Annotated in this window: 11 protein-coding genes; 9 read left to right on the top strand and 2 right to left on the bottom strand. The window is 63.5% G+C overall.

Annotation, left to right across the window (positions count from 1 at the left end):
• Positions 1 to 11: 11 nt before the first annotated feature.
• The 4 genes from B071_RS15675 (at position 12) to B071_RS15665 (ending at position 5,878) form a co-directional block, all read left to right on the top strand.
• The gene (locus tag B071_RS15675; protein WP_157703000.1) at positions 12 to 1,004 is read left to right on the top strand and encodes a M23 family metallopeptidase; all 993 of its coding nucleotides are present in this window, start codon (positions 12 to 14) and stop codon (positions 1,002 to 1,004) included.
• Positions 1,005 to 1,101: 97 nt separating this feature from the next.
• A complete protein-coding gene (locus tag B071_RS19510; protein ID WP_040587211.1) occupies positions 1,102 to 2,304 on the top strand; it encodes a vWA domain-containing protein in 1,203 nt (400 codons plus the stop codon).
• 117 nt (positions 2,305 to 2,421) lie between these two features.
• Complete coding sequence (locus B071_RS0103210) at positions 2,422 to 4,689, top strand: ATP cone domain-containing protein (RefSeq protein WP_018525662.1); 2,268 nt, start codon at positions 2,422 to 2,424, stop codon at positions 4,687 to 4,689.
• A gap of 40 nt (positions 4,690 to 4,729) precedes the next feature.
• Positions 4,730 to 5,878, top strand: coding sequence for a HoxN/HupN/NixA family nickel/cobalt transporter (locus B071_RS15665; RefSeq protein WP_018525661.1), 1,149 nt, complete (start codon positions 4,730 to 4,732; stop codon positions 5,876 to 5,878).
• Here B071_RS15665 and B071_RS15660 read toward each other — a convergent pair.
• Positions 5,875 to 7,191 (bottom strand): FAD:protein FMN transferase, encoded by a 1,317-nt coding sequence (locus B071_RS15660; RefSeq protein ID WP_157702999.1) that lies wholly within the window; start codon positions 7,189 to 7,191, stop codon positions 5,875 to 5,877. The genes B071_RS15665 and B071_RS15660 overlap by 4 nt on opposite strands.
• Before the next feature lie 208 nt (positions 7,192 to 7,399).
• Between B071_RS15660 and B071_RS0103195 the strand changes: the two genes are divergently transcribed.
• The gene (locus B071_RS0103195; RefSeq protein ID WP_018525659.1) at positions 7,400 to 8,197 is read left to right on the top strand and encodes an undecaprenyl-diphosphate phosphatase; all 798 of its coding nucleotides are present in this window, start codon (positions 7,400 to 7,402) and stop codon (positions 8,195 to 8,197) included.
• A gap of 57 nt (positions 8,198 to 8,254) precedes the next feature.
• On the opposite strand, the gene fabF is transcribed toward B071_RS0103195, so the two are convergent.
• Positions 8,255 to 9,511 carry a beta-ketoacyl-ACP synthase II gene (gene fabF, locus B071_RS0103190; RefSeq protein WP_018525658.1) on the bottom strand — a complete coding sequence of 419 codons (1,257 nt, stop codon included), beginning with the start codon at positions 9,509 to 9,511 and terminating at the stop codon, positions 8,255 to 8,257.
• Between the two features lie 129 nt (positions 9,512 to 9,640).
• Here fabF and B071_RS18170 point away from each other — a divergent pair, with 129 nt between their 5' ends.
• The 4 genes from B071_RS18170 (at position 9,641) to B071_RS0103170 (ending at position 15,148) form a co-directional block, all read left to right on the top strand.
• Complete coding sequence (locus tag B071_RS18170; protein ID WP_438829545.1) at positions 9,641 to 10,465, top strand: helix-turn-helix transcriptional regulator; 825 nt, start codon at positions 9,641 to 9,643, stop codon at positions 10,463 to 10,465.
• Positions 10,466 to 10,583: 118 nt separating this feature from the next.
• The gene (locus B071_RS15650; protein ID WP_018525656.1) at positions 10,584 to 11,804 is read left to right on the top strand and encodes an FIST signal transduction protein; all 1,221 of its coding nucleotides are present in this window, start codon (positions 10,584 to 10,586) and stop codon (positions 11,802 to 11,804) included.
• On the top strand, positions 11,801 to 13,291 hold the full coding sequence (locus tag B071_RS0103175; protein ID WP_018525655.1) for a sensor histidine kinase: 1,491 nt from the start codon (positions 11,801 to 11,803) through the stop codon (positions 13,289 to 13,291). Before B071_RS15650 ends, B071_RS0103175 begins: the two co-directional genes overlap by 4 nt.
• A gap of 15 nt (positions 13,292 to 13,306) precedes the next feature.
• Complete coding sequence (locus B071_RS0103170; RefSeq protein ID WP_157702998.1) at positions 13,307 to 15,148, top strand: sensor histidine kinase; 1,842 nt, start codon at positions 13,307 to 13,309, stop codon at positions 15,146 to 15,148.
• The last annotated feature ends 164 nt before the right edge of the window (positions 15,149 to 15,312 follow it).

Below are 15,312 nucleotides of genomic sequence, written 5' to 3'. Positions count from 1 at the left end.
GCAGAGGTCTTATGACGGCGCTGGTGAGGGTGGTGCGGCGTGCCGCGCAGGCGGTCTTCGCGCAGCACATTACAGTGAAAATAATCCCCGAGTCGGCACAGGAGGCGGTGAGCTTCCGCGTTAGTGTCCTGGTGCTCCTCTTTGCAGCCCTGGTGACGAGTGGCCTGGCCGGTGGGGTTGCCTACCTTCATCTCTCTGCCCGGGATGGAACGGTCCTTGTCCAGGACCAGCGTTCGGACCTTCAGGTGTTGCAGGCAAACCTGGACGAGGCCCTCACGGAGTTGCAGGGGCTGTTACGTAACCTCCGTCCCCTGGACGAGGAGCTCGAAGGAACTTTCGCGCGTTTTGGTGGTGCGGGGTCACACGAGAGCGCTCCTGCCGCCATGAGCAGATCCCAGTTTACCGATTTCTTCCGGGGGACGGCGGGCGTTCCCGAGGATCAGCCCGTGGCACTCCGGGAGGTGGAAGAACTCCGTTCCTTTGTCGATACCCTGGGAAGTTCCCTGGCGGGCCTTTCCCAGACCAGAGAGGTCCTCTCCTCGCTGGAGTCCCACCTGCGTCACGTTCCGCATCACTGGCCTGTAGCAAACGGCGGCGGTGTTGTTACCATGGAGTTCGGGCCGAACATCCACCCCTTCACGGGGCAGTGGTATCTCCACAAGGGGTTTGATGTGGCCGGGCCCGTGGGGCTTCCCCTGGTGGCTACGGCAGAGGGAGTGGTGGTGGACAGCTCCTACGATCTGGGGTACGGCAATAACGTGATCATCCGCCACCGTTACGGTTTTTATACCCGCTACGCGCACCTTCACACCGTCCACGTCCGCGAGGGTCAGCGCGTTTCCCAGGGCCAGCAGATCGGAACCCTCGGTTCCAGCGGAATGTCCTCGGGACCCCACGTCCACCTGGAGGTTATCGTGGGTGGCGAGGTTCTGGATCCCGCTCCCTTCCTGAAGATCAGCAACACCTTTCCCCGGGGTGGCACCGCTTCGTCCCGTCGCCGCTAGGCGTCCCCTGGTGTAGACCCGAACTTCCCTGATCCACTCGCCGGGTTCCCGGCGGTTCGTCTCAATATTTCTTCGGCTTGTGCCGATAGAACATACTATGGAGCGACGATCGGTTCTGGGATGGTGTCTGGCTATGGGGCTCTTCTGCGCGGTCTCTTCCCTCTCGGCGGAGTTGCGCCTCGGTCCCGAGGATATTCGTATCGATCAGACCACCCAGGGCGGGTATATTCTGACGATCCGCGCGACCGGGATCGGTTCGGTGCTTCTCACGGAATCGACGGAGCGGCCCGATAACCTGGCTGCCACCTATGCGTTTCGCAACCCCCGGTATCACCCCATGAACGGGGACGAACGGCGCATTCTGGATGGTCAGTTTCTGCCTCGGGGGGAGGGGCAGTATTTCATCATCGACAGCACCCCCGAGCAGGACGACCAGTTTGGAGCGGCCTTCAAGCTCTTTGTCCCCTACGTGGTGGACTACGGGTACCCCTGGACCCGCCACGGCCAGGTAATGATTCTGGATGGCTCCTACCTGAGCATCCGGGCTTTTGAGTTGCCCTACGCCGATTACCGGGGAGCCTATCAGGATAACCCCTTCATTCTCAGGGTAACCCAGCCGGCACCACCGGAACCCGAGCCAGAACCGGAGCCCGAACCCGAACCAGAACCCGAGCCTGAACCAGAGCCAGAGCCCCAGCCGGAGCAGGAGCCCGAACAGGACCTCTCCATCTACATGGAGATGACCCTGGAGAGCTTTTCCGAGATCGCCCGGGAGACGGGCGCCTCCCTGGTTCCTGCCGAATCGGCCGACCTTCTCCCGGAGCGGATCGCCGGGATCGTGGATCAGGCCGAGGGGCCCGAGCTGGATCTGGTCATCGTGCTGGATACCACCCAGAGCATGGGCCACTCCATCCGTGTTGCCCGGGAGGAGCTGGTCCCGGCCCTTCTGGAGAGGGCTGCCCGGTTTGATCGTTTTCGGGTTGGCCTGGTCTTTTTCCGGGACTACTTTGAGGAATACCTGACCCGGCCCTTTCCCTTCCAGGAAGATCTCTCCCAGGTCCAGCGGATCGTGGACCGCGCTGTTGCACGGGGCGGCCGGGACATTCCCGAAGCGGTCTACGAAGGGCTCTATACGGGGCTCATGAGGTTCGACTGGGAAGCCCCCCGGCGAAAGATCATTCTCATCGGTGACGCGCCCCCTCATCCCCTGCCCAGAGGGGCGGTGACGAAGGATATGGTCTTTGACGCTGCCCGGGAGCTGGATGTACGGATCCACGCGATCATGCTGCCCCATCCCTGATCCCTGGCGGTGCAGGGCGGGCCTTCCGGATTTCCGAAATAAAGGTGTTTTTTTCTCAGCTTTTCTATACATTGACCCTATATGTGGTGTATAACGAGCACTCCAGGAGGGGAAGAGATGACAGAGCACGAGACAGCGCAGAAGACAGAAACAGCAACTATTTCCTGGCAGGGTGATATCCCTGCCCACGTGATAAAGCGGGACGGACGGCAGGTCGAATTTGATCCCGACCGTATTCTCCGGGCCATGGAGCGGTGCTTCGAGGGGGTCCATCGTCAGTCCCGCACGCCCCTGACGGAGCTGACCAGCCAGGTGATAAACGTGGTGGCCGCCAAGTTTCCGGAGCCCTCGGTAGAGCAGATCCAGGACGTGGTGGAGATGGTCCTCCAGGCTGCGGGAGAGTACGAAGCGGCCAAGGCCTATATTCTCTACCGGGCAGAGCACGAGAAGCTGCGACGCCAGCGGCCCGTGCCGCAGGACGTCCGCGATGCTGTGGCCGCCTCGGACCCCTATTTCCCGACACCGATCCAGAAGTTCCAGTTCTACGACAAGTACTCCCGCTATAACTACGAGCTGGGCCGCCGGGAAACCTGGATCGAGACGGTGGATCGGGCCGTGGGGTACCTGAAAACGCTCTCGCGGGATCGGCTGGATCAGAAGGACTACGATCGCCTGCGCCAGGGAATTCTGGAGATGAAGGTGATGCCCTCCATGAGGCTCCTTGCCATGGCTGGCGCCCCGGCCGAGCGGAACAACATCGCCATCTATAACTGTTCCTACCTCCCCGTGGATGCCCTGGACTCTTTCGTGGAGGCGCTCATTATCAGCATGAACGGCTGCGGCGTGGGATACAGCGTGGAACGGCGGTACATCGAGTGTTTGCCCCGGGTGCTCCGTCAGACCGGCGTGCATCGGGGGTCCCTGGTTGTGAAAGATACCTCCGAGGGCTGGGCCGAGGCGCTTCGCACGGGGCTGGAGGCCTGGTTCGCCGGAGAGGATATCGGGTTCGATTTCTCCCGGGTGAGGCCCGCCGGGGCACCCCTGCGGATCAAGGGCGGGAGCGCGTCGGGGCCCGAGCCCCTGCGGGTGATGCTCAACTTTGCCCGACAGCGTATTCTGGCCCGTCAGGGCGGGTTCATTACCTCCGTGGACGCTCACGATATCATGTGTGCCGTGGGGGGGGCCGCCGTCTCCGGCGGGGTCCGGCGCACGGCCATGATCTCCCTCTTCGATTACGACGATCAGGAGATGCGCCACTGCAAGGATGGTGATTTCTGGCACCATAACTCCCAGCGGTGGAACGCCAACAACTCCGCCGTCTGGCCCAACCGGGAGCTCTCCCAGGAAGAGGTAGCCACCTTCGTTCTGGACATGGTCCGCTCGGGCCGGGGTGAGCCGGGAATCTTCAACCGTCGGGCAGCCCTGGCGAGCCGTCCTCCCCGGCGGGCCGAGGCCGAGTTCGGCACCAATCCCTGCGGGGAGATCGTCCTTCGACCCTTTCAATTCTGCAATCTCTCCAGCGCGATCGCCCGGGAGGATGATACCTTCGAGACCCTGAAGGAAAAGGTGGAGCTGGCGACGATCATCGGGACGATCCAGTCCATGGCGACTGCCTTTCCGGGGCTGCGCCCCCAGTGGCAGGAAAACTGCGAGGAGGAGCGTCTGCTCGGCGTGGATCTCAACGGCCAGATGGACAGCCCCGCCTGCCAGGACCCGGACGTCCAGAGCCGCCTGCGCTACGTGGCGGTGGAGACAAACCGGCGGTACGCCAAGAAGCTTGGTATTAACCAGTCTGCTGCGGTAACCACGGTAAAGCCCTCGGGGAACTCGAGCCAGCTCATGAACAGCGCTTCGGGGATCCACGCCCGGTGGTCCTCCTTCTACATCCGGAACGTCCGGGTGGGAGCGCATACGCCCATTTTCCACGCGCTGCGCGACGAGGGGGTTCCCATGGATCCGGAAAACGGCCAGACCGTGGATAACGCCACTACCTGGGTGGCCCATTTCCCGGTGAAGAGTCCCGATTCGGCCGTTACCAGACACAGCCGGACGGCCCTGGAGCAGTGCGCGTACTGGTTGCAAAACAAAGTTCATTACACCGAACATAATCCCTCCGTGACCATTACCTATCGCCCCGACGAGGTGATCGACATCATCAAATGGATATGGGAATATCAGGACAAGCTGGGAGGGATGGCCTTTCTCCCCGCCAGTGATGCGCAGTACGAGCAGATGCCCTATGTGGAGATTACCCAAGAGGAGTACGAACGCCTTGAACGGACCTTTCCCGATATTGATTTCTCCCGGATCTATCGCTACGAGGATCGGGACTACACTACGGCGGCGCAGGAGCTGGCTTGTCTGGCCGGTTCCTGCGAGATCTAGCGGCCTGGCCCGTTCCGCGCCTGCTCCGGCGCTGTTCCTGGTGCTTGCGGCCCTGTTTCTGGCGGGGGCCCTGGTGCCTCACCGGGCAGTGGCCCAGGCGAACCCCTTTCTGGGGGGAGGGCGACAGACGGCGCCTTCCAGGGATGTTTCTCCCGGTGATGGGGTTCCCCCCGGGGGGAGCGCATCCGGGGAGGCCCTGCCGGGAGGGGCTCCTGCCGGGGATGCTGCTGAGGGGAAGGATGGCGCCGGGGGTGCCGCCCCGGCAGCCCGGCCGATGGCCTTCACCGAGTACGGTCCGCCCCGGACCGCCCTGGGCGCGTGGTTGCGCAGCACCCAGCGCGATTTGAGCCGTTCCCTGGCGCAGACCCTGCGGGCGGTGCGGCGGGGTGAGACCTCGGGTGCATTCTGGCTCATTCTCTCCTTGTCTTTTGTCTACGGGGTTATTCACTCCCTGTTGCCGGGCCACAGGAAGGTGTTGCTGGTTTCCTATTTTATGGCGGGCACGGCCCGGCCCCTGACGGGGCTTGTCGCGGGGTTCTCTCTTGCGGCGGTTCACGCCGGAGCGGCCGTGATGGTTGTGCTGGGGGCCTATTTCCTGGTGGAGACCTCCCTGAGCGCCACCGTGGCCCAGGCGAGTCTGGCTATTCACCTCACCACGTCGGTTCTGGTGCTTCTTGTGGGGCTGGTGATGCTGGTTCTCAAGATCAGGGAGGCCCGTGGTCACGGTCATAGTCACGACCATGGTCACCACCACGACCACAGTCACGCCGGGGATCTGGCCGGCGAGCACGATCTGGCCGACGAGCACGATCAGGCCGACGAGGTCAGGCACGGGTCGGGTTGCGGGTGTACGGCGGCCCTCCGGAAGCGACCCGCCGATACCTCGCGGAAGCTTCTGCCGGTGATCGTGCTCTCGGGGATCGTGCCCTGCCCGGGGTCATCGATGATCATGATCTTTGCCCTCTCCGTGGGAGTTCTCGCTCTGGGGCTGGTCGCCGTGGGGGCCTTCGCCGTGGGGATGGCCCTTTCCCTCTCGGGGGTCTGTATCGCCACGATCTTTGTTAAGGAGCGAATCCACCTGCTCCTGGAGAGTCGTCGAGGCCATTCCCTGCACCACGGCATCGAGATCGGCAGCGCCGCCGCCATGGTTATCTTCGGGCTCTTTCTGGTTGCGCCCTTCCTGCTCTAGTTTTTCCCTGGCCCTTTCTGGTCTTGCTGCCGGGGGGGCGTGCCGACCAGACGATTTGTGAAGGGTGACGATGCCAGCCCTTCGGGGCAGACCGGGCTCTCCGGGAGGGCGAGCCCTTCCCGGGGCTGACCTCCTCCCAGGGGGTGATCGGTTCCGCAGGAACAGGCCACAAAGAGGGCGTACTCCGGGGCAGTGCGCTCGAAGCGGTCGGCCACACCGGGGGTCAGGATAATCCGGTCGTCCCCGGTGGCGATGATCGCTTCGTAGCCGGGCAGTTCCTCCATGAGTTTCATTCCCGCCTCGAGCCCCATCACAAAGATGGCCGTGGAGAGGGCGTCGGTGATGATCGCCCGGGGACCAACCACGGTGACGCTGGTCAGGCCCGATTCGCTGGGGTAGCCCGTGGCGGGGTCAAAGATATGGTGGTAGCGGACTCCCTCCTCCTCAAAAAATCGCTCGTAGGCCCCGGAACTCACCACGCTCTCGTCCCGGGAGGAGAGGACCCCCAGGTAGCGGTCCCGCTCTCCGCTGGGGTGCTGAAGGCCGATTCGCCAGGGGGTTCCCCGGGGATGCTCTCCCACGGTGACAATATCACCGCCGTAGTCCAGAAGGGCGTGTTGTATCCCGGCCTCCCGGAGAATTCTGGCCCCCTCGTCGACGGCGTAGCCCTTGGCGATCCCCCCCACGTCGAGGGCCATCCCGGGTCGGGGCAGAAAGACCGTTCGGCTCTCCTCGTCCACCACGAGGCTGCGGAAGTCCAGGGCTGACCGGGCCCGGAGAATTTCCTCTTTCGTCGGGACCGAGGGGGTTTCGGTTCCCATGCCCCAGAGTGCGATCAGGGGCGCGATGGTAATATCGAAGGCCCCTCCCGTGAGATGCCCCGCCTTGATTCCCTCGCGGATCACCAGAAGGGTGTCGTCCGAGACCTTCACAGGGGCCTGGCCGGCGTGGCGGTTCACCTCCAGGATTTCCGTGGTCTCGTACTCCTCCCGGTTGATACTCATCCGGTTCTGAATCTCCCGGGTTCGCTCGAAGGCCGCTGTCAGGGCCGGGCGAGGGTTGTTCGCCTCAAAGACGGTGATGGTCACCGCCGTGCCCAGAAGAAACTCCGTTTGGGAGCGCCTGGCCGGGGACGAGGCTGAGCATCCCCAGAGGAGGGGCACGGTCAGGAAGAGGGTGACCAGGAGAAGCCTGTTCCCCGGGGAAACCGCCGGATGCTGCCGCAGCGGGCGTAGCGGGCGCGGCTGCGACGTCAGACGGGGGAGAAAGAACAGGAAAGGGAGAGAGATTGTTGAAATTTCGGGTGCTCGCATGGTTCTGGTATACGGCATAACAGGAGAATTGTCACCCGCCCCGTTCTGGGCTACACTCGGTGCCCGGGAGCGCTCGCGCCTGGTGTTGTGCCCTGGTGTTGCCCGCAGGTTGTGCCTGCTGGTATCGCCTGCTGATGTCGCCCGGTGGCCGGCTCTCCCCTGATAACCCCGCGTATGCGCGCAATCTGGCAAGGAGAATCCAACCAATATGAACTTCTGGCAATCTATTCTGCTTGGCATCGTCCAGGGAATCAGTGAGTTTATCCCCATCAGCAGCTCGGGCCACCTGGTGGTCATGCGGGCCGTGCTCGGAATAGGGGAGATACCCCTGATCTACGATGTGGTCCTGCATATCGCCACCCTCATTGTGGTGATCGTCTTTTTTCGGGAACGAATCATGCGAATGATCGTGGCTCTTCTGCGGTGGTGCGGCAGGCGATCGCGCCCGGAGGATGCCCGGGAGTTGAAGCTGACCGTTCTGGTTATCCTGGCCACGATGGTTACCGTGGCGATCGCCCTGGTGATACGCCCCCTGGAGCTGCATAACGCCCCCCGGATCACGGCCGGAGCCTTTCTGGTGACGGCGACGTTTCTGGCGGTGGCCCACCTGGCAAAGGGGCGGGTCGGTTTTGACGGCATCGGCGGGCGTCACGCCCTGGTGGTAGGGGCTGTCCAGGGGCTGGCGGTGATTCCCGGTATATCCCGCTCGGGGAGCACCATCACGGCAGCGCTTTATTCGGGGATCTCCCGCGAGGAGGCCGGGGAGTTTTCCTTCCTGCTCTCGATCCCGGCAATTCTGGGGGCCCTGGTGCTGGAGATGCGCCATCTGGGAGAGCTGGGCGAGATGGTGAGTCCCCTGGCGATGGCCGGGGGATTCCTGGCCTCCCTGGTGTTCGGATTCCTCTCGCTCTCGCTTCTGGTCCGCCTGATTCAGGGAGGGAAGCTCTGGGTCTTCAGTTTCTACCTGGTCCCCCTGGGGATCTGGGGGCTCTTTGCCCTGACCTGAGCCGGGACTGGCCCCGCGCTGTTCTTCCCGCGGGGCCTCCTGCTACCCTCTTTCCGGCTAGATCTCCTGCGGAGCCGTGCCCAGAAGCAGGCTCGAGTTGTGTCCCCCAAAGCCAAAGGAGTTGGAGAGAGCCCTCGAGAAAGACGCCTTCACCGTTTCCCGGGGAAGCTGCAGGGGCGGCAGCTCCGGATCGGGGGTATCCAGATTCAGGTTGGCGGGGACTACCTGTTCGCGCAGCGCCTGGGTCGTGATAACCGCCTCAAGGCCAGCAGCCGCTCCCAGGAGATGGCCGTGGTAGGACTTGGTCGAGCCCACCAGAGGGACGTCCGCCGCATCGCCCAGGGCCTCGGCGATCCCCCGCAGTTCGGCGATATCCCCCACGGGGGTAGAGGTTCCGTGGGTGTTGATGTAGCCCAGATCCCCGGGAGAGACCCCGGCCTGGTTCAGGGCCATCTTCATGGAGAGTGCTGCTCCCCGTCCCTGGGGGTCGGGTGCAACCAGATCGCAGGCGTCGCCCGACATGCCGCAGGAAAGAACCTCTGCCAGAATGGGGGCTCCCCGGCGCCGGGCGTGGTCGTAGTCTTCCAGGATCAGCGTCGCCCCGCCCTCGCTCAGGACAAAGCCGTCCCGGTCGGTGTCGTAGGGGCGCGAGGCGGTTTCGGGAGAGTCGTTGCGCGTCGAGAGAGCCTGCATATTGCCGAACCCGGCGATCGAAATCTCGATCAGCGCTCCCTCGCTGCCACCGGCGATCATCACCTCGGCCATGCCGCTGCGGAGTACCATAAACGCTGTGGCGATGGCGTGATTCGCCGAGGCGCAGGCCGTCTGAAGCGAAATATTGGGACCGGTGACGCCCCAGATCATGCTCAGAACCCCCGCCGCAATGTTGCCGATCGACATGGGTACGTAGAAGGGGCTCACCCGGCGATGGCCACGATCTTTCAGGACCAGGGAGTTCTCGTGCTGGACCCCCAGCCCGCCCACGCCGCTGCCGTAGGAGATGCCTATTGTGCTTTTGTCCTTGATCGTTTCGAGCCCCGCCTGCAGGGCTGCTTCGCGGGTGGCCGCCGCCGCGTAGTGGCAAAAGGGCGCCATCCGTTTGGCCTTTTTGGCCAGATCACCGGAGAAGTAGTCCCGGTAATCGAAATCCTTCACCTCCCCGGCGATCTGCGTGGGCAGGTGCGATGCGTCGAAACGCGTGATGGGGCCGATCCCGGAACGACCCGCCAGGAGGGCCTCCCAGGTCTGCTCCACGGAGTTTCCCAGGGGATTCACCGTCCCCATACCGGTAATAACAACTCTTCTCTGGTTCATCAAATCCTCCCGTGGGGGTATCATGGTCCAGAGAAGGGGGGCGTGTCCTTCGGGATAATCGCTTTTTGGTGTGCTATTGTCTGATTAGTAAGGAGGGGAGCCGTGAAACTGCTTTTTTTCATCCGCTCCATGGAGATCACGTCGCGAAACCTGGGGTCGGGAACAGAGGACGATCCCGATACACACGAGCTGATTTTTTGCAGGCGGGGCAAGGGAACCCTGGTCCGCCGTGAAGCCTCCGTGGAAATTCAGGAAGGAAGTCTNCTCTTTAACCCCCGGGGGCGCCTGGTCTCTTCCCGGGGGCGAATGACGGTGGTGCAGATCCTCTTTGCCGAGGAACTCTTCTCTCCCCAGGTGAANATGGATCGCGAGGCCCTGTACGTTCTGGGAATCGTAAAGATCCACGCCCGGCGTCAGAACCATATCGCCCTCTCGAGGATCGGAACGGAACGGATGAACTCTCTCATGGAGGGAATGCTCTGGGAGTACCAGAATCGCTACCGNGGGTATTCCTGGGCGATCCGGCTCAAGCTGGTGGGGCTNCTGATCACCCTCATGCGGGATGCCCGGTTTAACATCTCCATCAAGGGCCTCAAGCCCTGGTCGAGCACGCGCATTCAGGACGCCGTGCTCTATCTCAACACGGACTACATGAACCCCATCAGTGTGGAGGATGTGCTGGAATCCTGCGGTCTCAGCCGCAGCCATTTTCACGCTCTCTTCAAGCGGGAGACGGGCCAGACCTTTGTGGAGTACCTCTCGGCGCTGCGCTGCACCCGGGCAGCGGAGCTGCTGGTGACCACGGAGAAAACGGTACTCCAGATCGCCACGGAATCGGGGTTCAACAACCTGAGCCATTTTTATCACGTCTTTCGCCGTCGCTACGGTATGAGCCCCGGCCAGTACCGCCAGCGTCAGAACATGGTCAGGGAACTTCCCGAAGGTTCCCCGTGAAAAGAGCGGGAGAATCGATTATTATCTAGAGATAGAGAGTCGGGACAGGGCGTGGGGATCACCCGTGGGGCGAGATCAACCCTGTGGCAGGATCAGCCCTGCAGGGGCCCTGCACGGAATGAACGACAAGGAGACGCCTGTGATCATAGAAACTGACCGAAGNGGCGGAGTAGCGGAGCTGGGGGAACTCTTGCAGCGGGTCTCGTCCGACCCCCGCGTACAGGGCCTCCTGATCTTCGCCTGCGGCGAAAACGGCTTTACCCCCGAAGAACTGGACCCGCTGTTGCAAAGCCAGNCCCTCCCCCTGGCGGGGGGAATATTCCCGGCGATCCTGGAGGGGGCGGANCGGCTGGAGCGGGGCACCATCGTGGTGGGGCTGGGAGTTCCCCTGCGGACCCTGGTTGTCCCCGGNTTGAGCNATCCCGACGTGGATTACACACAGTATCTGGAACGAGCTCTGGGGGGCGAGGATTCCCCCTCTCCGGGGTTCGATGCACCCACCGTGCTGGTCCTGCTGGACGGGCTCTCGCGTCGNATAGAACCCTTCGTGGAGGCCCTCTACAGGCTTCTGGGTGTGGGGCGCACCTACCTGGGCGGGGGTGCGGGCACCCTGGCCATGGACCAGGCTCCCATGATTCTTTGCAACCAGGGCCTTCTGGCCGACGCAGCCCTGGTGGGTTTTCTCGGGGCAGAATCATCTCTGGGGGTGAGCCACGGCTGGAACCCCGTGGCGGGGCCCTTCAGGGTCACCTCGTCGCGGGGTACAACCCTGGAAACCCTGGACTGGAAACCGGCGTTTCAGGTCTACCGGGACGTTCTGGAACGCCTCGGCGTCCACGCCATAGACCCGGGGGATTTTTTCGCCGTATCCCGCTCCTATCCCTTCGGAATTACCCGGGTAGGGGCCGAGCGGGTTGTGCGGGATCCCTATCAGCTCCACCCCGACGGATCCCTCACCTGCGTGGGGGCGGTGCGCCAGGGGGCGTTTGTTCATATCCTCCACGGCGACCGCCACTCCCTTGTATCGGCCGCCGCCGAGGCGCGGCGAATGAGCGAGCGAACGCGGGGTGCCCCGGGGGGGACCCGGTTCTTTTTTGACTGCATCTCCCGGGTGCTCTTTCTGAAAGAGTGCTACAGCGAGGAACTTGCCATGGTTCACGGTGCCGGGCAGCCCCTGGTGGGAGCCTGCAGCATCGGCGAGGTGGCGAACAACGGTCAGAGCTATCTGGAATTTTATAACATGACCTCCGTGGTTGCCGACCTTGCCGACGATCCCGTTGCCCTTCAGGAGGGAGCCTCCGGGCCGCTTCCGCCACAGCGCGCCGGGGAGGTCCCATGAGGGAACCACCAGCGCACCCCACCCCCCGCGATGATGTTCCCCTGGAGGTCCTCTACGAGCTGGCCCTCTCCATAGGAAACTCCCTGGACCTGAAAGAGAACCTGGAGCAATCGCTGCTGGCCTACCTGCGCACCCTCAACTGCTACGGTGGAGCGGTCTTCTCCGGCCGGGCCCTGTCCGATCCCCTGGTCTCCATCCCCCGGCCCCGGACGATCGCTTCTCATCGGGGGTACCAGGTGGCGATGGAAAACCCCGGCTGGCGTCCAGGCCGGGACCCGACGCTCCCCTGCCAGGGGCAGGGACCTGCGGGCTTTCACCATCACTGGTTCCCCCTGGAGGGGTTTGGCTGGCTCCTGCTCCTGCGTTCGCCCGCGCCCCTGGAGGAGCACCTCCAGAAGGCGCTCCTGGAAATCAACGGAAAGCTGGCCCGCTCGGCCTGGGGGTGTCGGGACAACGCCGCTCACCTCTGGGAATCGCGACAGCTTCTCTTCAACGTGCTGGACACCATCCCGGCGCGCGTCTTCTGGAAAGACCGCCTCCTCCGCTACAGCGGCTGTAACACCGCCTTTGCCAAGGATGCCGGGTGCAGCTCTCCCCGGGACCTGGCAGGCCGCGACGACACATCTCTCGGCTGGGCTGAACGGGCCGAGCAGTATCGCCGGGACGACGAAGCGGTTCTCGCCTCGGGCGTTCCGCGCCTTCGCTACGAGGAGGAACACCAGTTACCGGATGGAACCACGGGATGGTTCAGGACCAGCAAGATTCCCCTGCGCGATGAAGCGGGGGAGGTNATCGGTCTCCTGGGTGTCTCCGAGGATATCACCCGGGAGAAACGCGCCCGGGAGCGGTTGCAGAATCAGTTGCGCGAACGCGAGACCCTNCTGGCCGAGGTGCACCACCGGGTCTTTAACAGCCTCTCGGTCATCGCGAGTCTTCTCAGGCTTCAGGCCCAGGAGGAGGCCGATCCGGCCCGGGCCTTCGCCGCCATGCAGCTGCGTATCGAGACCATGGCCATGGTCTACCAGCACCTCTACTGCATGGACGATCACGCTGCCCTGGATATGGACGTCTACATTCGCGAAGCGGCCGAAAAGATCAGGATAACTCATCCCCAGGGGGCGCGGGTGCGCTTTCGCCTGGAGATCGATCCCCTGGCCATGGGTCTGGACCAGGCCGTGCCCTGCGCGCTGATCCTGAACGAGCTGGTTTCCAACGCCCTGATCCACGGCTATAACCGGGGCCAGGAGGGTGAGATCCTGATCAGACTCGCCCGGTGGGGTGACGATCTGATGCTGCGCGTGGAAAACGACGGGGCGTTCCTTCCTCGGGAGTTCTCTGCCCAAAGCCAGGGAAGACTGGGACTCACCCTGGTGCAGATCCTCGCCGACCAGCTNGAGGGAGAGGCCCTGCCACCGGAGCCCGGGCCGCCCGTGGCATTCGCGGTTCGGTTCCCCCGGAGGGGCGCCTCCTTCTATACCAACGGGTAGGTGGGGCGATGGGAGATGCGGCGATGGCTGCTTCGGCAACGGACAGGTTCGGTGATGGATAAAAAAGATTCCCTGATCACCCGGTGGGGCCGGGCACCCTTTCAGCGGGTCTTTACCATGATCACCGCCGTGGCTCTGATACCGCCCCTGGCGATCATCATCGCCACGGGGTTCGAGTACGGAGCAGCCCTGAAAGCGGATGCCCGGGACCAGGCCGTGTGGCACCTCACCACGCTGGCGCTCATCCAGAACACCGTTACCGCAGGAGTACGCCAGACTCTCAGTACCCTGGCAACGNTNCCGGCCTTTCTGGATGACCAGAGGGAAGAACAGGAGGNGATCCTTCGGGAGGTGCTCTGGCGAAATCCCGAGTATCTCCACATGGTGCGCACCGATACCCAGGGGATCACCAGGGTTGCTCCCCGTCTCGAGGAACCCCGGGATCTCTCGGGTCGTCTCCACGTCTCCCGGGCCCTGGCGGGCGAGGGGTTTGTGGCGGGTGAGTACGTTCGTGCTCTGGTAGATGGCGAGGCGGTCTTCCCCTACGCCGTGACTCTCCGTGACCGCTGGGGCCAGGTCTCGGGAGCGCTCACCNTGACCTATCGTCTCGGTGCCTACGGGGATGTGCTGGATCTGCTGAATATCTCNGAGGAAACCATAATCTGCATGGCCGACCACCGGGGGGTTACGCTTTTCTCGAACAGCCCCGGCTGCCTGGAGGCGGGNTTTGCCCGGTCCCTGCTCTTTTCTCCCGAGAGCCCGCTCCGGGGCGGGGAGGATCCTCTTCCCCGGGAGGAGGAAGTTCTCACCGGTCTCTACCGGAATCAGGAGGGGCAACGCACCTTTGTGGCTTCCCGGGCCCTGCGCCTTTCTCCCCTGGACCCGCCGTTTCTCTATCTGCTTCTGGCCCAGCCCGAGGAGGTGGTGCGCCGCCCGGCCCAGAGGATACTCCTGAGAAATCTTCTGATCATGATCTGCTCGGGAGCGGGGAGTCTGGGGATCGCGCTCTTCTTCTCGCGCCGCATGCTCCAGTCCAGGCTGGTCTATCTTATGGGGGCCGTCTCCCGGATCAGCCNGGGCGACCTTGCGGCCCGGGTCTCCCTGAACAACGCGCCCCGGGAGCTCTTGCGCCTGGCCCGTGCTGTGGACNATATGGCCGAGGCTCTGGAAGCGCGCAGCCACGAGCGGGACAGAACGGAGCAGGAGCTNTCGGCGTCTCTGGAAGAGCGGGAGGAGCTCCTTCGCGAGGTGCACCACCGGGTCAAGAACAATATGCAGCTTATTTTGAGCATTCTNCATCTGGAAGCAGACTACCGCGAAGACCTGGAGAGCTTTGTGGTGCAGCTCGAAAGCCGTCTCAGGGCGATCGCCTCGGTCCACGAGAGTCTCTACGGTGGGAGCTCCTTCGCCTCGATTCCCCTGGAGGAGCTTCTGGAGCATCTGGTTGTGGTGAGNCGGGGGATCTATCCCGATATAACCGTGGATATTCGGATGGGTCCCGGGAACGCTTGGGTTCATCTNGATCAGGCTGTGCCTCTGGCGCTTGTGGTAAACGAGCTTCTGGCAAACGCGGCGCTCCACGGGGCGGGGTCGGATGGGGTCGCGCGGATTTGGATCTTCTTTCGGGAGATCTCCCCCGGGGACGAGCGTGGGGAGGGTGGATTCTTTCTGGAGGTTCACGATGGGGGGCCGGGTTTTGGTGGTGACTTCGGGGGGGCGCAGGCGCTCTCCATGGGGATGATCCTGCTTCATGCTCTGGCTACGCAACTGGGGGGAACTCTGGAGTTTTCCCGGAGCGAGCTCTGNGGAGGTGCCCGGGTGGTTCTCGGGGTTCCTGCGCGGCAGGAGCGGTCCTGAGGTGTTCCCCGTGAGGGCCCGGAAGCACCCGGGCCGGGGAGGGGTTACAACTCCCTGATTTCCTCCTCCGGCAGGTCCGTGAAACGGGCAATGTCCTCTGGCNGGAGTCCGGCGGCTTTCATTCTGCGCGCGGATTCAATGCGCTTTGCCCGTTCTTCCTCGCG

This window comes from Alkalispirochaeta alkalica DSM 8900, from assembly GCF_000373545.1.
Lineage (GTDB): Bacteria > Spirochaetota > Spirochaetia > DSM-27196 > Alkalispirochaetaceae > Alkalispirochaeta > Alkalispirochaeta alkalica.
This window is presented reverse-complemented; position numbering and strand designations above follow the sequence as displayed.